The 19,800-nt window shown below is 41.3% G+C and carries 11 protein-coding genes; 8 read left to right on the forward strand and 3 right to left on the reverse strand.

The window, feature by feature from the left end; all coding sequences use genetic code 11:
* Window positions 1-25: 25 nt before the first annotated feature.
* The 5 genes from HMPREF0663_RS02035 to HMPREF0663_RS02055 all read left to right on the forward strand — a co-directional run bounded on the left by HMPREF0663_RS02035 (window position 26) and on the right by HMPREF0663_RS02055 (window position 11,468).
* Window positions 26-1,771, forward strand: coding sequence for an alpha-amylase family glycosyl hydrolase (locus tag HMPREF0663_RS02035; protein WP_004368429.1), 1,746 nt, complete (start codon window positions 26-28; stop codon window positions 1,769-1,771).
* Window positions 1,772-2,049: 278 nt separating this feature from the next.
* On the forward strand, window positions 2,050-5,238 hold the full coding sequence (locus tag HMPREF0663_RS02040; protein WP_004368430.1) for a SusC/RagA family TonB-linked outer membrane protein: 3,189 nt from the start codon (window positions 2,050-2,052) through the stop codon (window positions 5,236-5,238).
* A gap of 11 nt (window positions 5,239-5,249) precedes the next feature.
* Window positions 5,250-7,028, forward strand: coding sequence for a RagB/SusD family nutrient uptake outer membrane protein (locus HMPREF0663_RS02045; protein ID WP_004368431.1), 1,779 nt, complete (start codon window positions 5,250-5,252; stop codon window positions 7,026-7,028).
* Window positions 7,029-7,169: 141 nt separating this feature from the next.
* A complete protein-coding gene (locus HMPREF0663_RS02050; protein ID WP_004368432.1) occupies window positions 7,170-8,597 on the forward strand; it encodes a GDSL-type esterase/lipase family protein in 1,428 nt (475 codons plus the stop codon).
* Between the two features lie 678 nt (window positions 8,598-9,275).
* Window positions 9,276-11,468, forward strand: coding sequence for an alpha-N-acetylglucosaminidase (locus HMPREF0663_RS02055; RefSeq protein WP_004368433.1), 2,193 nt, complete (start codon window positions 9,276-9,278; stop codon window positions 11,466-11,468).
* Between the two features lie 347 nt (window positions 11,469-11,815).
* Here HMPREF0663_RS02055 and HMPREF0663_RS02060 read toward each other — a convergent pair whose 3' ends face one another.
* From HMPREF0663_RS02060 to HMPREF0663_RS02070, 3 genes are read right to left on the reverse strand one after another with little or no spacing between them, the layout of a single operon-like run.
* Entirely contained in the window at window positions 11,816-12,094 is a 279-nt protein-coding gene (locus HMPREF0663_RS02060; RefSeq protein WP_004368434.1) for a DUF4834 family protein, read from the reverse strand.
* 10 nt (window positions 12,095-12,104) lie between these two features.
* Window positions 12,105-12,842, reverse strand: coding sequence for a CDP-diacylglycerol--serine O-phosphatidyltransferase (gene pssA / locus HMPREF0663_RS02065; RefSeq protein ID WP_004368436.1), 738 nt, complete (start codon window positions 12,840-12,842; stop codon window positions 12,105-12,107).
* 2 nt (window positions 12,843-12,844) lie between these two features.
* Window positions 12,845-13,537 carry a phosphatidylserine decarboxylase family protein gene (locus tag HMPREF0663_RS02070; protein ID WP_036875720.1) on the reverse strand — a complete coding sequence of 231 codons (693 nt, stop codon included), beginning with the start codon at window positions 13,535-13,537 and terminating at the stop codon, window positions 12,845-12,847.
* A 117-nt stretch (window positions 13,538-13,654) separates the two neighbouring features.
* Here HMPREF0663_RS02070 and dnaE point away from each other — a divergent pair, with 117 nt between their 5' ends.
* The 3 genes from dnaE (at window position 13,655) to HMPREF0663_RS02085 (ending at window position 19,677) form a co-directional block, all read left to right on the forward strand.
* Window positions 13,655-17,362: a DNA polymerase III subunit alpha gene (gene dnaE / locus HMPREF0663_RS02075; RefSeq protein WP_004368441.1), complete on the forward strand. Its 3,708-nt coding sequence runs from the start codon at window positions 13,655-13,657 to the stop codon at window positions 17,360-17,362.
* A gap of 71 nt (window positions 17,363-17,433) precedes the next feature.
* Complete coding sequence (gene trxA / locus HMPREF0663_RS02080; RefSeq protein ID WP_004368443.1) at window positions 17,434-17,748, forward strand: thioredoxin; 315 nt, start codon at window positions 17,434-17,436, stop codon at window positions 17,746-17,748.
* 303 nt (window positions 17,749-18,051) lie between these two features.
* Complete coding sequence (locus HMPREF0663_RS02085) at window positions 18,052-19,677, forward strand: glycoside hydrolase family 76 protein (protein WP_004368444.1); 1,626 nt, start codon at window positions 18,052-18,054, stop codon at window positions 19,675-19,677.
* Window positions 19,678-19,800: the final 123 nt, after the last annotated feature.

Consider the following 19,800-nt stretch of genomic DNA (forward strand, 5'->3'; position numbering starts at 1 on the left):
AGATACGGCGAAAAGAATAACTAACATGAAAGGTCAACGCTCTATAGATAAGATAACAGCCATAATATTCATTGCCTTATTACTTCAGGTTTCAGCCATGGCGCAAAAAGGTCCTGCGTGGTTAAAGAAAGCTGTTTTTTACCAGATATATCCTTCATCTTATATGGATAGCGATGGAAATGGTATTGGCGATTTACCGGGTATTACCTCTAAACTCGATTACATTAAGTCCATGGGATTTAATGCAATTTGGCTTAATCCTGTGTTTGTGTCAGGTTGGTATGATGGTGGATACGACGTGATAGACTTCTACAAAGTCGATCTTCGTTTTGGAACGAATACAGATTTGGTTACTTTAGTCAACGAAGCACACAAACGGGGTATTCGCATTTGTCTTGATCTTGTGGCGGGACATACCAGTGACAAATGCCGTTGGTTTAAAGAGTCGTCGCAGGCTGATGCTAATTTGCGCTATAGTGATTATTACATTTGGACGAATAAGATTACAGAAAAAGATAAGGAAGACATTGAACTGCGTAAGAAAGAGACGAATACGCTTTATGGGGCGCGTGGACGTTATGTGGAAGCAAATGCTCCACGGGCTAAGTATTATGAGAAAAATTTCTTTGAATGCCAGCCTGCACTCAATTATGGGTTTGCACATCCCGATCCTAACCGGCCGTGGGAGCAACGTCCGGATGCGCCGGGGCCGCAAGCAGTGCGGCGTGAACTACGCAATATCATGGCATTTTGGCTGGATAAAGGTATCGATGGTTTCCGCGTTGATATGGCGTCATCGCTCGTCAAGAATGATTCCGATGGAACGGAAACCAAAAAACTGTGGAAAGAAATGGGTGAGTGGAAAGATAAGTATTATCCCGAAGCGGTGTTTATTTCCGAATGGTCAGATCCGCTGAAAGCTATTCCTGCAGGATTCAATATCGACTTTATGATACATTTCGGTATCAAGGCTTACATCCCGATGTTTTTTGCAAAAGGAACACCTTGGGGCAGTTGGGATGACCATAGGTGCTGTTATTTCGATCGGTCCGGTAAAGGAAGTATTAAAGTATTTATAGAGAATTTTTCGAAAGCTTACAACGGAACGAAGTCTGAAGGCTACATAGCTTTACCTTCTGCTAATCATGATTTTCAACGACCGAATATAGGTACGCGTAACACTCCGGATCAGTTAAAAGTGGTCATGACATTTTTTCTCACCATGCCGGGTGTGCCGTTCATCTATTATGGCGATGAAATCGGAATGAAATACCAGATGAATTTGCCGAGCAAGGAAGGAAGCAATGAACGGGCAGGCACGCGTACGCCGATGCAATGGACGGCGGGTAGCACAGCAGGGTTCTCCACTTGCCTACCCGAGCGTCTTTATCTGCCGGTAGATACAGAGAATGGCACATTAACTGTTGAGGCGCAGGAGAAAGACAGCCTCTCTCTATTAAACTTTGTTCGGCAACTTATCGCATTGCGACAGTCATCTGAAGCTTTAGGCAATACTGGTGGCTGGGAACTCGTGAGCGATGTAAATAAGCCATACCCCATGATCTATAAGCGTGTAAAAGGCAGTGATGTCTATTTCGTTGCGTTAAATCCGGGAAAGAAAAAGGTAGAAGCAACGATAGGTCCCCTCTCTAATAAATATACATCCGTAATCCAAGTGGGGAAGACAGACTGGATAATGCGAAAAGGCAAGCAATGTATTGCCATGGGGGGTATCAGTGCTGCCGTCTTCAAGGTAACGGTCGGGAATTGAGGCCTCATACGAATTAATTTGAAATTAAATGTATGATGCTGATGATGAGAAAAAGAATGTATATAATAGGAATTTTGTTACAGTTGAGAGCCTGCTATTCACATATAATGCATAGATGATTTCGTATAATTAATATATGATATTAACCATTTAAACATGAAAGCCTATGAATCAAAACTATGAATTTAATTAAAGCCTTGATTATGCTCGTATAATCGGCGAGAGTATTATTACTATCAGAACTTAAATCAAATTATTAACTTGTAATCATTTAATGTATGAAAAATAAATTGGATAAAGACTGTATGATACTAACATCCAATATGATGTACAAGAAAATCATACTTATGTCGTTCTTGTTATTTATCTTTGGCGGAGTTATGGTAAAGGCAGATTTGCACGAGAATGCCGTTTATCATATTGAGGCACAAACTGCTCAACAAACCGGCAAGAAAGTAACAGGACAAGTTTCCGATAATAATGGAGAACCCATTGTTGGTGCAAGTGTTGTTATTAAAGGTAAAACGACCGGAGTGGGAGCTATAACCGATGCAAATGGAAATTTCACGTTAGACAATGTTCCTACGGGGGCTGTCCTTGTTATTTCCTATTTAGGATACAACGCTCAGGAAGTCTCCGTAGGAAGACAGTCGAGTGTAAATATAATCTTGACTCCTGATACAAAGTCTTTGGACGAAGTGGTGGTAGTTGCTTATGGTAGTCAGAAAAAAGCAACGCTGACAGGATCCGTAGCATCGATTAATACAAAGGAAATCAAGCAGAGTCCGACGTCTAATTTGGCAATAACGCTTACGGGACGTCTGCCGGGACTTAGCGTCATCCAGCGTAGCGGTGAACCCGGACGTGACAATACATTGCTGTATTTGCGTGGACGTGGTACGATTAACGGCCAAAACCCTTTAATTATGGTAGATGGTGTCGAACGCGATTTAACCTCCATCGATCCAAATGAGGTTGAGAATATATCCATATTGAAAGATGCCTCCTCCACGGCCCTGTTTGGCGTTCGTGGTGCAAACGGTGTTATATTGGTGACGACGAAACGTGGTACAAGCGAAATTCCAGATATAAGTTTGAGTGCCGAAGCCGGTTGGCAAACCTTTACGCGTTGGCCTTCAGAGTTAAGTGCATATGAATGGGCGCTGCTGAAAAATCAGGCTTGGCATAATGATACTCCTAATCCTACGCCGTTACAACGTCCGCCTTACTCGGATTACGCATTGGATAGATATCGTTTGCAGGATCAGCCTGCAGCTTATGGTGACCACGATTGGGTAAAAATGCTGATGCATAAGTGGGTTCCACAGACACGTTATAACCTAACATTGAACGGCAAAGGTGCAAATGTGGCTTACTTTGTAAACGTTGGTTATCTAAATCAAGGTGGACAATTCAAACTCGATAATTCCGAAAATAGGAACTATGATGCCAAGAATTACATGGATCGTTTCAATTTCCGTGCAAATATCGATGTGGCTTTGAATGCACGTAAGACTTTGAAAGCGTTTCTGAATGCTGCTGGTGTTTATGAAAAGGTTAATGGTCCGAATATGACCTCTACGGCAGTTATAGAGCAGCTTCTGACCAAATGGCCTGTTATTTTGCCCGGTCCGTTGACACCAGATGGACAAGTTTTAGTTGGTGGGGGAGCATATCAAGAGTCTCCTTGGGCGCAAATCAACAGGACAGGTTACAAGAAAGAAACTCGCAGTTCTATCACGGCGACGTTCGGTATGCAGTATGATCTGAATTCTATTGTTAAAGGTTTGTCACTGAAAGCAGTCGCTTCCTATGACAGTAAAACTTACAACTATTTGGTAGGCTCGCGTTCTTATCAATATTGGGAGCAAGTTGTTGATCCCAATACAAAAAATCCTGATGGCAGCGATAAGATTACTTATAATCGAATACGTTCTGATTTTGACAATACTCCTCTTTCTACATCTAAGTCTGCTACATTTGCATCGTTCTATGATGTTCAGTTCCAGATTATTTATAACCGTATATTCAATAAAAAACATTCTGTAAATGGTTTGCTCATGGCACAGCAGCAATCACAAATAAAGACAGATCAGGTGCTTCCCTACAATGTAAATGGTTTAGCTGCTCGTTTGGTTTACGCTTATGATGACCGTTATATTGCAGAGTTTGATGCAGGGTATAATGGTTCGGAACAGTTCGCTCCCGGGCACCGATACGGTTTCTTCCCCTCTATTTCTGGTGCTTGGAATATTTATAATGAGCAATTCTTTAAAAAGTCTTCATTGGCAAAGACCATCGATAAGCTGAAATTGAGATTATCTTATGGTGTTGTTGGAAATGATAAATTGGGTGGAGACCGCTTTTTATACTTAGATAATATAGTGAGAACCGGCAGCGGTTATTCCGAATCTATCCAAAACAACCATAGTATAGCAGAAAGTTTCTTTGGTAATCCAAATTTGAAATGGGAGACAGCAAAGAAGTTTAACTTCGGTTTTGAGATAGGTTTATTGCAATCATTGAACCTGTCTGTAGATATCTTTTCTGAGCGACGCGATAACATCCTGATCAGAAAACAGACAATCCCTGATCTTGTCGGTGTTGCAACACAATCCGTAATACCTCCTTACAATTTGGGAAAGACAAAGAATAGAGGATACGAAATAGAGTTGAATTATACGAAGCCCATCAATCGTGACCTGCTTGTTATGTTGAAAGCGAACTTCAATTATAACGATAACGAAATCGTTGATGTAGACGAGTTGAGGTATGATGATACCTATGCGTATCGCTATAGACGTACGGGGTATATGATCGGACAACAGTGGGGATTGAAGTCGGATGGTTTCTTCAAAGACCAAGCGGAAATAGATGCTTATGCAAGATACGATGGTATCCAGCCCCGTCCGGGTGACTTGAAGTTTGTCGATGTCAATCACGACAATGTTATCAACGATAAGGATATGGTTCCCATTGGCTATTCTGATGTACCAAAATACACATGGGGAACAGCTTTAAGTGTCACTTATAAGTATTTCGATATCTCTGTTTTGTTCCAAGGTGCGTTTAAAGTTACCGGTATAATCTCGGGAACAGGTCCTTGGGAGTGGTACGACTTCCGTAAGTTCCATCAGAAAGCTTGGACAGCAGAGAGAGCCGCTGCCGGTGAAGAGATATTGTTTCCTGCATTGTCTACGGCACAATCTGCCAGTGAATTGAGAAGCAGCGACTTCTTTAATATGAATCGTTCTTACGTTCGTTTGAAGAATCTTGAGATTGGTTTCACATTACCACAATCTTGGTCGAAGGTATTGAATGCCAAGAAAATTCGCATTTATGCAAACGGATATAACCTGATTACTTGGGATAAAATGAAGTACGACGATTGGGATCCAGAAGTTGTTAGGAATAATGACTATCCTATTTTGAAAGTATTAAATGTGGGTGCTAATATTACATTTTAAATTGTAAGAATATGAAAAGCAAAATAACGAGAATGTTGCTGGCCGTCATGGCTGTGGCAATGACATACGGATGTTCTGATGAATTGAATATTACCCCCGACGGTCGATTGACGTTGGATATAATTTTTAGTGATTCAGACTATACCGAACAGTATGCGAATTCGATGTACGAGTATATTCGGAAGTATGGTAATGGATATCATTATTACACATGGCTGTCGGCATTCACAGACGATGCCACTGACAGTCAGGCTCCTGCAGATACATGGTTGATGCTCCACCAGTGGAACCAAGGCAATTTCAGTGCAGCAAATCCTCCGTTTATGGCAGGAAGTACTACTTTGCGCTATTCGGAAAGAGACTTTTGGGGTACAGCCTTTGGCGGAGTAAGAAAGACAAATGTCTTCCTCACGCGTGTCAATAATATGAATATGCCCAATGAAGTCAAGCGTGATCGCTATATGGCAGAGGCACATGTATTGAGAGCCCATTATTATTTTGAGTTGATAAAGAATTTCGGTGGAGTTCCTTTATTTGCGGAAGATATTACGCGGAGAGATAATTTCGCGGATATCGAGCGTGCCTCCTTCGATGATTGCGTGCAGTTTATAGTGAAAGATTGCGATGAAGCAATTGCAAGTAAGGAGCTGCCTTTCCGTACTATGGAAGATGGTCAACGGGGCAGAATGACTAAAGCAGTTGCCTATTTTATTAAGGCTTCGGCCTTGTTGTTTGCGGCCAGTCCACATTGGAATCCAAGCAACGATGTCGTAAAATGGCAGACTGCGGCAACTGCAGCGAAAGAAGCTTTAGACCAGCTTGTCTCTCATGGTTATCAGTTGTTCCCCAATTATGAAAGATTTTTTATCACCCGTCCTGATAAAAATCAGGACCCGCTTGATAAGGAAACGATCCTCGAAGCTATCGATACTTGGGGATATGGCAGTCAGACCTACAGACGTTTCGGCGTAATATGCTATTTGATGAATATGATCCCTGTGGATTTTGCGTCAGAGAAGTGCGGATTATGCCCTTCACAAGAATTAGTAGACAGCTACGAGATGAAAGACGGAACGGTTCCTATTCTGGGATACAATGATGATGCTCATACCAAACCGATCATCAACCCAGCATCAGGTTATGATGACCAGAAACCGTATGTAGACAGAGATCCGCGTTTCTATGCTTCCGTTTGGTATAACGGAGCCTATTTCGGGAAGAAAGACGGAAGAGATATTTATATAGAATCGTTTGTTGGTGGAAGACATGGAATCTCTGGTATTAAGCAGCGTACTCCGACTGGATATTATACCCGCAAGTATGTCGATCCATCGATGCGTTCAGCAGGATCAAGTAAAACATTGTGGCGTATTTATAGATTGGCTGAACTGTATTTAGACTTGGCTGAGGCAGAAAATGAGGCGAACGGTCCTACACAAATAGCTTATGACGCTGTGAATGCAACGCGTCGTAGGGCAGGAATGCCGGATATGCCGACAGGATTGACCAAAGACGAATTCAGAGAGCGTGTGAGAAGGGAGCGGCGCGTAGAGATGGCTTTCGAAGAAAATCGTTTTTATGATCTTCGTCGCTGGAATATTCTTGTTGAAAATTCGCGCTTGAAGACCGGTATGCGCTGGACGAAAGCAGCAGATGGAACTCTGTCGAATGAACGTATTCTTTCAGTCGACTGTCATGCAACGGCAAATGAAAAGTATTACTTGTTACCGATAGATTTAAAAGAGATAATACGTATGCCGTTGGTTAAACAAAACCCGGGTTGGGAATAATATAAAAAATGAGTCATATCGCTGCGTCCGACTTCAGGTGGGCGCAGCGATTTCATTGGTTCCGGCATATTTTACCGGATGGCGGCAGAATAATTTATAAATTTTATTATCATCCTTATATTGTAATTTAGTTGTGCGTTCATGAATATAAAGCCTTTTATCAACATGGTTAGAGAGTTTTCATTGCTTTTGTGTGTGTTGGCAACTTCAGCAGTTTTTGCGCAGAGTGTGGCTCGAAAGTTTCAGCTACCGTTGTCGGAAGATGGCGAAGCATCGCTTTTCGTCTATCTGCCTTCTTCGCCTACCGGTTGGGCCATTGTCGACTGTCCGGGGGGTGGATATGCTGTTTTGAGTATGGAGAATGAGGGCCACCAGTGGGCAGAATATTTCAACAAGCAGGGTATAGCTTATTTCGTGCTGAAATATCGTATGCCTCATGGCGATTGTTCTATCCCTATCGGCGATGCTGAAACAGCCATACGGTTGGTACGCGATAGTGCTGCCGTGTGGGGTGTCAACCCGTATGATGTAGGTATTATGGGCTTCTCTGCAGGTGGCCATTTGGCCAGCACGCTGTCTTCCCACGCACCTTTGTCGGCTCGACCAAACTTTTCTATCCTTTTCTACCCCGTTATTACAATGAAACGTGACGGTACTCACAAAGGTTCATGCCACAATTTTTTAGGAGAACACCCCGATGAGCAGTTGATAGAATTTTATTCCAACGAAACTTGCGTGCGTGTACACCAGACTCCGCCCGCCATTCTTTTTTTGACTAATGACGACTACGTTGTACCACCCGTGGAAAACGGGGTGGCTTACTACAGTGCTATGCGCCGTGTGGGTAATCCTTGCTCGATGTTTATTTACCCTTCAGGCGGTCACGGTTTCGGTTTCAGCACATCATGGCCATATCATAATTTGATGCTCAGCGAGCTCACAGAATGGCTCCACAGATTGCCTTCACCTCGCCATGATGCGCTCAGAGTGGCATGTGTCGGCAGTTCGTTCACCGAAGGTAGCGGTATCAGAATGGCTTCGCAAAGTGCATATCCGGCTCGGTTGCAATCTTTGCTGGGTAACAGATATTACGTAAAGAATTTCGGTGTGGATGGTAGTACGATACTTCGTAAGAGCAGTAGTTCCTACATGAATGAGCAGGCTTTTAGGGATGCTCTCGATTTTAAGCCAGATATAGTTATCGTAGAGGCGGACTTTAATAGTTCTAAGTCTGAAGATCGGCAGCGTAGCCGTGAGTTTGCTGCAGATATGCAGGTACTTATCGATTCTTTCAAGGCATTGTCCTCGAAGCCTCGAATATATTTTGTAACGTCGGGTTCTTCTTTGAAGTCCGGTCGTAAAGTAAACAACGGTTCAATGTCAAAAGGCACAATTTCTCTTATCCGCAAGTTAATCAAGAAAAACAAGTGCCGTTTGATAGATGTCCCCACCCATTATGTTACAGAAGCCGATAATATGCATAAAGGTGATATGTATCCCAATGAGGTTGATGCTTGCCGTGTGGCAAAGAGTATATCTGAGGGGTTGGCGCGTAAAACTAAATACTAATATCGCGTGGAAATAATTTATCTTTATCTTATGTTTATTGTATAACAGATATATACCTGTTTTGTATCGATGTTACAGCACCGGTGTATGGAATATATATTATTGAAGTATGGAAAATAAACAATGTTTTCGGCATATTGGAAGTACAGACTTTCTTTTATGTTGTTGTCATTTTATCATGCCAATGAAGTTCATATCTGTTTGATTATTACTATATCGTAAAACTACTGATAGATGGCAGAAAAAATATGTTTTTTATGTTTACCTTAACTGTCTGTTGCTACGATTGCTTCAATATCTGCAGTCTGGTGAATATACGTATTTAAAAAAATATATGAACATGTGCAATGGAAATGCTTCGATAAATCTGAAAGCAGGATAAATAGGTTCTCTTTCAGCTTATTATACGACTTGTAAAATCACGGAAATCTTTGGATATTCCATAGCTTTTATATATCTTTGTAACAATGTTAAAACGTGTTTGAAACTTTTGCGAATGATGTAAATTCATAAAGTTTGGGGTGTAATCGCATTACGTCACTTTGGTATTGGTTCGTAAAGTTATAATCGGTAGCTAATGAAAAATAACATCTTTAGATTATGAAATATGAAGTAAACATAATATGAGTATATTCTTTTTGTCTGTTTAATAAAAAATATCTAATAATTAATATAACAATGAAACGCTACAAAATTATTACATGGGTACTTTTGACGATATTGTTCCCTTTCACAACAGTGGCACAAGATAGTGATCTGATCACTATTCAGGGATTGGCGAAACGGCTTATACCGCAACAATCCGCACAATTTCAGTTTATAAAACTACCTGCACACAAAGGAAAAGACTGTTTTACTCTTGCGAGTAAAGGCGGTAAAATAGTGATTTCTGGTAACAATGCCAACTCTATGGCTGTTGGGTTAAATTATTATCTGAATAATTATTGCCGTACAACTGTATCGTGGTATGCAGAAGTTCCAGTCGTTCTTCCCGCTAAATTACCGGATATAAAATCGCCGGTTTCGTCATCTGCTAAAGTGGCGAGACGCTTTTTCTTCAATTATTGCACTTACGGATATACGGTACCGTTCTTCAATTGGAAAGAATGGGAACGACTTATCGACTGGATGGCCCTCAATGGAATCAACATGCCATTGGCAATTACAGGACAAGAAACCGTGTGGTACAATGTATGGAAGAAACTCGGTATGACCGACAGCGAGATACGAAGCTATTTTACGGGGCCTACCTATCTGCCATGGCATAGAATGGCAAACATAGATCGCTGGAACGGTCCGCTGCCTAAAGAGTGGCTGAACGGGCAAAAGGAATTGCAAAAGAAAATACTCGCACGTGAACGGGCTTTCAATATGAAGCCGGTGTTGCCTGCCTTTGCGGGACATGTGCCTGCTGAACTCAAGAGAATATTCCCCGATGCAAATATTAAATCGTTAGGCAAATGGGGAGGCTTTGAAGAGAAATATCTCTGCCACTTCCTCAGTCCCGAGGAACCTTTGTTCAGCAAGATACAGAAGCTGTATTTGGAAGAACAGACGGCTCTATTCGGTACCGATCATATTTATGGGGTGGACCCGTTTAATGAAGTGGAGCCACCCAGTTGGGAGCCTGCGTATTTGAGAAAGGTCTCTAAAAACATGTACGGTACGCTTACCGCCGTCGATCCGAAAGCAGAGTGGATGCAAATGGGGTGGATGTTCTCTTACGACAATAAACACTGGACACCTGATCGCGTACAGGCTTTCTTGACGGGAGTCCCTAAAGGCAAGATGTCACTGCTCGATTATTATTGTGAGAATGTGGAATTATGGAAGACCACGGATGGATTTTATGGGCAACCTTATATTTGGTGTTACTTAGGTAACTTCGGTGGGAACACCACATTGATGGGAAATGTAAAAGAAAGTGGCAGGCGTCTTGATAATGCATTGGCCAACGGGCAGCGTAATATGTTAGGAGCAGGTTCGACATTGGAAGGCTTAGACGTGATTCAATTTCCCTATGAGTATCTATACAATAAGCTATGGAGCCATGCTGTTGCAGATAGTCGGTGGATTGATGATCTGGCAGACCGCCACTACGGAGGTGTCTCTCCCTCGGTACGTAAAGCTTGGCATATCTTATTCAATGATATATATGTGCAAGTATCAGCCTCGATGCAGGGAGTCTTGACCAATTTTCGCCCTGCTTTAAATAATAATTATCCGCACCGCACTGCTATTGAGTATCCTGCAGAAAGGCTCGAAGAGGTGTGGAGATTATTGCTCGATGTTCCCCGTTGCGATAGGAATGAATTGCAATTAGATATTATCGCCGTGGGCAGACAGGTTTTAGGTAACAGATTTGCTGTCGTTAAAACGCAGTTCGATTCGGCCTATGCCAATAAAGATATTCCAAGGTTGAAGGCGAAGGCCTGTGAAATGGAAGAGCTGCTCGGCGATTTGGATCGTCTTACATCATTCAACAGCCGCTGTTCCATTAATCGGTGGATAGACGATGCACGTAAATTAGGCTCAACTAAAGAACTGAAAGATTATTACGAAAAGAATGCACGAAACCTCATTACCACGTGGGGTGGGAATATCAACGATTATGCAAGTCGTACATGGGGTGGACTGATTGGTAGTTATTATGCCCATCGGTGGCGTCTTTATATTGACGATATTCTCGCAGCTGCTGAAGCCAATAAGGAATTTGACCAAAATGCGTTCAATGAAAAGGTTTCGAAATTCGAGCAGGCATGGATTATCTCGACAGAACCGATAACGGTTCCGAAGAGAACCGATTTGCTTACTTTTTGTCGCATACTCATACAGAAGTACGGCTTGAACAGTGCTATGAATAGAGAATAGTTTTTTTTAAAAGCGTTCATAAACCTCCGCTCTGATATGGGCGGAGGTAAGATATACGTACTATAGATTGGTGTGCGAGTTATGAACGGAGATGTATGGATAGCTCTTGAAGCCGGTAATATTATGCGGTAATTTAATGTGAATTCGATGAATTCAGGATAAAGTAAGTTGTGTATCGCTCGTTCTTTACATGTTCTATGTATGGCTTCTTTGGAAGTAAGCTGTAAACTGTTGTTCTCCAAAGAGGTGCCATCGCAAGATTATCGAGGCATTTGCGTCTGGAACGTTGCACTTGCGTAATGTTCTTGCTTGTATTTCTTATTTAACATAGTGCTCTTTTCACTGCTCTAATGTTCATGATCTACTTCTTGATAATCCACGTATTCGCCTTCGTCTTTGGAGAATATTTTTTTATTGGCTTCCTGCTGTGTACGTCTGTCGATAATCGTTTCTTCGTCGCTAGCTTCACCATGCGTATAAGATGAGCGGTGTTGCTGTTTGTTCATTTGGCGCCTGAAATTGTCGGCAGCCCGATGAATCTGGTTATACAAACGATATGCAAATAGTGTAATAATAAGCACTATAGCAATAAAAATAAGTAGAATAAAATTGAGAAAAGTAGCCATATACGAAAGATTAGTCGGGCTTCTGTTCGTCCTTCTCCTTAGTCTTAAGAGCAATATAACACGAAATAACAAAGTATAGAGCTATGACTAACCAAAAGCCGTTGAGTGCTCCAAATAAAAAAAGTATAAAGACTGAAGTCAAGATAAAACCGTATTTCACTTCGTTTCCATGCCATCCCCAATGCTTGAATTTTAGAGCGAACATAGGTATCTCTGATACTAATAACCACGAACTGAGACATACAAGTGCGAGGAGTACGAAAACCATGTAAGGAGAATGTTCGAAATACGCGGCTCGGCTGATGAGCAATGAGCCCCAAAATAGCGCATTGGCTGGAGTCGGCAGCCCAATGAAAGACGTTGTTTGGCGTTCGTCGATATTAAATTTTGCCAGTCTGAGTGCCGAAAATGCGGCCATAATAAAAGCGAAATAGGGCAGATAAGTACGTAAGGGCTCCATAAAGTACGGATAATCCATTACACTTAATTCTGCAAAAATAATGGCAGAAGGAGCAAAGCCGAAAGTGATATCGTCGGCAAGCGAGTCGAGTTCTTTACCTATTGGCGAAGATACATGGAACAAACGGGCACTCATGCCATCGAAGAAGTCGAATACAGCACCAATAATGATCCATGCCAGTGCCCCTACCATATTGCCGGAAAATGCAAAAAAAGTAGCGATGCAGCCCGAAATCAGATTGCAGCATGTAAGAGTATTGGGAATGTTTCTTGTAATGAAATTAGCCATGTTTATTTTAATTTTGCAATAACGGTTTGGTCTCCGGTAGTGCTTTGTCCCATTTTCACACAGACTTCCGTACCAATAGGCAAGAATACATCGACACGGGAACCGAATTTAATAAAGCCGAGATGCTCGTCTATATAGCATTCTTCACCCTCTTTTGCGTAGGTAACGATGCGCCTTGCCACTGCACCAGCAATCTGCCTGCATAACACATCCACCCCTTCTGGTGTCGTAATCATCACATCGGTATGTTCATTTTCCTCACTTGCTTTGGGGAGCCATGCTTTGTGGTAATTTCCGTTAAAGTGTTTAACGAATTTCACCTTACCATCTACGGGAAACCAATTGGCATGTACGTTAAATAGACTCATGAATATGGATATCATGAGGCGCTTCTCGTGAAGATATTCGTTCTCTTCAACCTCTTCGATAACCACGATTTTGCCATCGGCAGGGGCTACTACGATTTTATTGGTGTCTTCGGAAGCGAAATATCTGATAGGACATCTGAAGAAATTCAATATGATACCATAAATTAATCCGAAGATGAAAAGGAAACTCCAAAAAGGTATTTTGCTGTCAAAACTATGCCAAAGAATCAGCGCAACGGCAGCTATGACAATAAAGCTATTGATGATCATATCTGTACCTTCGCGATGTATTCTGATTTTCTTTAGTTTGTTTATCTTTTTTATCATAGTAGGCAGAACGATTTTTACTGCTTGCAAAGGTAATCGTTTTTTATTTATTTCGCAAATTTTTTTGGTTATATCGTTTTTAAGCAGTAACTTTACGGCTCAAAGTTTATCACGGTTATGGAAGATTACGTACACTTGCACGTCCACACATATTATTCTATTCTTGACGGACAATCTAAGATTTCTTATCTTGTAGACAAAGCTATTGCCGACGGTATGCGCGGTATGGCTTTGACAGATCACGGTGCAATGTTCGGTATCAAGGAGTTTTCTGATTATTGTGAGGGAGTGAATAAGAAGCGGAAAGCCGAGGGTAAGGAACCTTTTAAACCGATTTTCGGGTGCGAGATGTATGTGGCTCGTCGCCATAAAGAGGATAAGGAAAAAGATAGCGGTGATAAGAGCGGATATCATCTAATCGTATTGGCTAAAAATTATAACGGCTATAAGAATTTAATTAAACTCGTCTCTCGTTCTTGGGTGGATGGCTATTATTACCGTCCACGTACCGACCATGATGATTTGGAACGCTATCATGAAGATTTGATTGTATGTTCTGCATGTATTGCCGGTGAGGTTCCGTCGAAAATACTCAAGGGAGATATTGAAGGCGCACGTAAATCCTTAGAATGGTATAAACGGGTTTTTGGCGAAGATTTTTATTTGGAATTGCAGCGTCATGAAGTAAAAGATCCATCGTTGATAGCCAATCGGACTACATATCCCTTGCAGGAAAAGGTAAATAAAATATTGATAGAGTTTGCCAAAGAGTATGGTATTAAGCTGATATGTACTAATGATGTGCATTTTGAGGATAAAGAGACGGCGGAAGCACATGATCATCTACTCTGCATATCTACACAGGCCGATTTGGATGATCCGAACCGAATGAGGTATACCAAGCAAGAGTGGTTCAAGACGCGTGCCGAAATGAATGAAGTTTTCTATGACATGCCGGAGGTGTTGAGTAATACACTTGAGATACTCGATAAAGTAGAAATATACAGCATTGGGCACGATCCGATCATGCCATTCTTTCCAATTCCTGAAGATTTTGGTACGGAAGAATTATGGCGCCAGAAGTTTACAAAAGAAGATCTTTATAAAGAATTTTGTTCCGATGAGAATGGAGAAAATATGATGTCGCCAGAAGAAGGGGAACTGCGAATCAGACATTTGGGAGGATATGATAAGATATACAGGATCAAGTTCGAGGCTGATTATCTGGCAAAACTCGCCTACGACGGTGCAAAAAAGGTGTATGGTTCTCCGATGCCTCAGGAAGTTATTGAGCGTGTAAAGTTCGAACTCCACGTAATGAAGACGATGGGATTTCCGGGATATTTCCTTATCGTGCAGGATTTTATTAATGCTGCGCGTAATGAATTGGAAGTTATGGTGGGCCCGGGGCGTGGTTCTGCAGCTGGTTCTGTGGTAGCCTATTGTCTGGGTATTACCCAAATTGATCCTTTGAAATACGATTTGCTATTCGAACGTTTCCTTAATCCCGACCGTATATCGTTGCCTGATATTGATACAGACTTTGATGATGATGGGCGTGGGAGGGTACTCCAATGGGTGATGGATAAATACGGACATGAGAATTGTGCACATATCATTACCTATAGTAGTATGGCCACGAAGAATTCTATTAAGGATGTAGCACGTGTGGAGAAATTGCCTTTAGAAAAATCGAATGCTTTATGTAAGGCTATTCCAGACAGACTTCCCGATGGAATGAAGATGAATCTTACCAATGCCATTTATTGTACACCGGAATTAAAAGAGGCTGAAGCCTCTACTGATCCTCGTGAACGTAATACCATTAAATACGCAAAGATGCTTGAAGGTACAGTTCGTGGGACGGGTATACATGCTTGTGGTTTTATTATCTGTCGAGATCCGATCAGCAATTGGGTTCCTGTTTCCACAGCAGATGATCCTGATTTCAAAGATAAGAAAGTACCAGTAACGCAGTATGATGGGCACGTAATCGAGTCTACTGGACTGATTAAGATGGATTTCCTCGGGCTGAAAACGTTGTCGGAATTAAAAGAAGCCGTAAAAGATGTAAAAATATCATTGGGTATAGAGGTAGATTTGGACCATATTCCGTTGGATGATGAGCTTACTTATAAACTTTATCAGGAGGGACGTACTATCGGCACGTTTCAGTTTGAGTCGCCCGGTATGCAGAAACATTTACGTGAACTTCATCCTACAGTATTTGAAGATTTGATAGCGATGAATGCATTATATCGTCCGGGACCGATGGATTATATCCCTGACTTTATCAGGAGGAAGCATGATTCTTCGTTGGTGCAATATGATATTCCATGTATGGAAAAGTATCTGAAAGATACCTACGGCATTACAGTATATCAAGAACAGGTGATGTTGTTATCGCGGCAACTGGCCGGTTTTACCCGTGGCGAGAGTGATGCACTCCGTAAGGCAATGGGAAAGAAAAAGAAAGCGATCGTAGATGCTATGAAGCCTAAATTTATCGAGGGCGGGAAAAAGAAAGGGCATGATCCGAAAGTACTTGAAAAGATTTGGACCGATTGGGAGAAGTTTGCTTCGTATGCATTCAATAAATCTCATGCTACTTGTTATTCGTGGGTGGCTTATCAAACGGCCTATATGAAGGCACATTATCCAGCGGAGTATATGGCTGCCATTATGACACGAAGAAGATCAGACATCAAGGAAATTACTAAATTGATGGATGAATGCAAATCGATGAACATCGCAACTTTAGGTCCGGATGTGAATGAAAGTTATCTTGAATTCGGTGTAAACAAGAAAGGAGAAATACGTTTCGGACTGGCGGCAATAAAGGGTATGGGGGATGCAGCCGCCGAAGCTATCATAAAAGAACGAGAGAAAAACGGAATTTATAAAGATATCTTCGATTTTGCCCAGCGTGTAGATTTTAGTTATGTAAATCGTAAAGCTTTCGAAAGTTTGGCTGTTAGCGGCGGTTTTGATGATTTCGGCCTGCGTCGTGAGCAATATCTCGGTGTAAATACCAAAGGTGATATGTTTTTGGATACCTTAGTAAGATATGGACAAATGTATCAAGCGGGGCAGACGGAAGCACAGAACTCGCTCTTTGGCGATGCCGATGCGATAGAGATTGCTACACCCCCAATACCACAAGGCGAAGAATGGAGTACGATTGAGAGACTTAACCGTGAACGCGAACTTGTAGGTATCTATCTGTCGGCGCATCCGCTCGACGATTTCAGTATCATTCTAAATTCGATGTGCAATACTCATTGTTCGGAATTGGATAACAAGGCGGAGCTTGCAAAGAAAAACGAAATAACGATCGGGGGAATTGTAACAGGTGTAAAATCTAAATTTACTAAGACAGGTAAACCTTGTGGTTTTGTAACCATTGAAGACTATGAAGGCAGTGGAGAACTTGCGTTTTTCGGCGAAGAATGGGGAAAGTGGAATGGAATGCTCACAGAAGGATGTACGGTATTCATCACTGCGAAATGTCTGCAGAAATACAGAGACAGCGATTATTACGACTTCCGTATTTCTGATATACAGTATATGCAGACAATAAAGAAAGAGCGGATAGAAAAGTTTACTATTACAATGAATGATGTTGCGGTAGATGAAAGTCTTGTGAACGATATTGCGACGATGGTCGTTCAAAATCCGGGTACCACACAGCTATATATTCAAATTGTGGACAAGGAACACAATAATAGTATTTTATTACGGTCGATGGCTAAGACTGTCAACTTAACACACGACTTTATCAATTATATTGAAAGTAATCCGGAAATGAGTTATCATGTAAATTAAAATATAACATAATCTTTAAAAATAAGATAAGATTTACCGAAATAATTATTTAATAAAAGAAAAATCATAAGATGGAAGTTACAATTACAACCGAGAATTTCGAAAGTTATAAGAATGGCGAACTGCCATTGGTAGTAGATTTATGGGCGACATGGTGCGGACCGTGCCGGATGGTGGGGCCGATTATCTCTGAACTTGCCAACGAGTACGACGGTAAGATCGTTGTAGGAAAGTGCGATGTAGAGGAGAATGATGAAGTTGCCATGCAGTTCGGAGTTCGCAATATCCCTACTATTCTCTTTTTCAAAGGCGGTCAGCTCGTAGATAAATTTGTAGGTGCAGCACCTAAGGCTACGATAGAAGAGAAGTTTAAGGCTTTATTATAGGCGGAAATAAATTCTTCATATTGTTCAATGAACTATAATAATCATTGTTATTTGGTAAGAGTTTAATTTTATTTTATCCATCACAAAGAATGTTCAAAGAAGAGATGGAAAAATAAAGCAATGTCATTATATATCCTTTTTAGTACTTATTTTTGTATAAGTTTTAATATCAGGATATATAATGTCATTATGATATTAGTGGTATTTGTAAACCGTATGATAATTTAATCATTATCTTTCGAGAAATATGAAGTTCAAAGATGATGTTTGATTATATTTTTTAAGAAATGAAATCCAACACAAATGAGAGCGTTTTTCTTTATTCTATTGGCGATAGGCATTACTGCCAATGTGAATGCTTCAAGATTGAAAACATCTGAAAGCCATAAGCTCGTTGCCGAACAAAACTTGAGAAGGGCCATGCAGCTTCTTGATACTGGCATTTCGAAGTTCTTTTCTGGTGATGATATGAGGATGGCAGACGTCTATGACGTGGCCGTTCATCGTGCTAAAGGTACGGCAGATGTGTGGCCTTATACGGCTGTAATCGAGTCGGTAAATTCGGTTCTCGAAGCTTTAGAGAGAACGAAAGACATCTATCCCGATATTTATGTAGACAACCACGAGCGTTATGTAACCCTGCTCGGCAAGTTACATGACAATTTGGGCTACTATAAAGGCAATTTTTCTTTGCACTCTTATGCTCGTATTGGCAATTGGAGTGTTTACGGAGTTCACAGAAGCGGTTCGATAGGAGGTGCAAATGTCGCCGGTATAGAGAATGTGTATGACGATCAGGAATGGCTTATAAGAGAGCTGCTTCGTACATACAATCTCACTAAAGATAAAAAATATCTTGATGAGGCGGAGAATTTGGCAGCTTATGTCATAGACGGATGGGACTGTTATCTTGATGATAATGGCGATGAGTATGGCGGAATAACATGGGGGCCGGCCTATAATTCGAAGCATTCTTGCAGTAATGGTCCGTTTATTTCTCCGCTCGTTTGGCTGTATGATATCTATAAAAACGATGTACATACTACGATGGTCAAGCGAATTATAACCGGCAATGGTACACGAAAGACCGAATATCCGCTAAAACGCGATAATTATCTCGATTTCGCCAAGAAGATATATGCTTGGCAGAAAGCCAAACTCTTGCGTAATGGTGTGTATGCAGATATGCTGGGAGCCGATAATACGATACAATATGTAACTGTTGGCAACAAGAAATACCGTAAACATGTGGATGTAGGAGGTGCTACGGGGACAGCTTTTTCGTATAATACGGGCACGATGCTCTCTGGTGGTGCCGATTTATATCGTGTAACAGGAGATGCTTCTTATCTCTCTGATATCCGATTGTTATCAAGGGTATCTTATTTCAAATTCGCTTCTGCGGTTACGATCAATGGCAAGCAATATCATGAGTATGTGTATCGTACAAGGTCGAACAATGAAAAGACGGTTTATTATTGGGACGGTTTCGACTGTTGGTTCCACGATGTATATATGAGAGGCCAGCAGGCCGTGCACGACTTTTTTGGTGGTTACTCAGAAAAAGTGCTCGATGAGTTCCAGACAAATCTCGACTATGCATTCGATAATTATCTGAAAGATGGGCTGTTGCCGGTAAATTTACTTGGCGGATGGGGTGCAGAAATCGGCGGTGAATGGAGAAATATCTCCGAAATACGTTGTATGTTCCAGTTTACTTTTGCTTCCGAATATGCCATGCTGGTAAAATATAATATGGATGTTACCGGAGTAAAACGGTTGCAGGAAAACGTTGGGCAGGTTGAACACGTTAATGTTTATACCGTTGATGGACAACAATTGCGGAGCAATATTTCGAAAGAAAATTCGTTGAGCGGGCTTGCTCGGGGTATTTATGTTGTGGATGGTCGTAAATATGTAGTGAGATAGGGATGTTAAGGAATGCTATGTTCTTGCAAATGTAACTATGTCTGCAATATATTTTAATAAAGTCTGTTTATTTAAAATGTGAAACCTGATAAAATAAAACTAAACTTAGAACAGAATAACCTT

Source organism: Hoylesella oralis ATCC 33269, from assembly GCF_000185145.2.
In the GTDB taxonomy this organism is placed as follows: Bacteria; Bacteroidota; Bacteroidia; order Bacteroidales; family Bacteroidaceae; genus Prevotella; species Prevotella phocaeensis.

Excerpts from the sequence above, each read along its gene's own strand:
- HMPREF0663_RS02035 (WP_004368429.1), top strand. The coding sequence starts at position 26 with ATGAAAGGTCAACGCTCTATAGATAAGATAACAGCCATAATATTCATT.
- HMPREF0663_RS02040 (WP_004368430.1), top strand. The coding sequence starts at position 2,050 with ATGAAAAATAAATTGGATAAAGACTGTATGATACTAACATCCAATATG.
- HMPREF0663_RS02045 (WP_004368431.1), top strand. The coding sequence starts at position 5,250 with ATGAAAAGCAAAATAACGAGAATGTTGCTGGCCGTCATGGCTGTGGCA.
- HMPREF0663_RS02050 (WP_004368432.1), top strand. The coding sequence starts at position 7,170 with ATGAATATAAAGCCTTTTATCAACATGGTTAGAGAGTTTTCATTGCTT.
- HMPREF0663_RS02055 (WP_004368433.1), top strand. The coding sequence starts at position 9,276 with ATGAAACGCTACAAAATTATTACATGGGTACTTTTGACGATATTGTTC.
- HMPREF0663_RS02060 (WP_004368434.1), bottom strand. The coding sequence starts at position 12,094 with ATGGCTACTTTTCTCAATTTTATTCTACTTATTTTTATTGCTATAGTG.
- pssA (WP_004368436.1), bottom strand. The coding sequence starts at position 12,842 with ATGGCTAATTTCATTACAAGAAACATTCCCAATACTCTTACATGCTGC.
- HMPREF0663_RS02070 (WP_036875720.1), bottom strand. The coding sequence starts at position 13,537 with ATGATAAAAAAGATAAACAAACTAAAGAAAATCAGAATACATCGCGAA.
- dnaE (WP_004368441.1), top strand. The coding sequence starts at position 13,655 with ATGGAAGATTACGTACACTTGCACGTCCACACATATTATTCTATTCTT.
- trxA (WP_004368443.1), top strand. The coding sequence starts at position 17,434 with ATGGAAGTTACAATTACAACCGAGAATTTCGAAAGTTATAAGAATGGC.
- HMPREF0663_RS02085 (WP_004368444.1), top strand. The coding sequence starts at position 18,052 with ATGAGAGCGTTTTTCTTTATTCTATTGGCGATAGGCATTACTGCCAAT.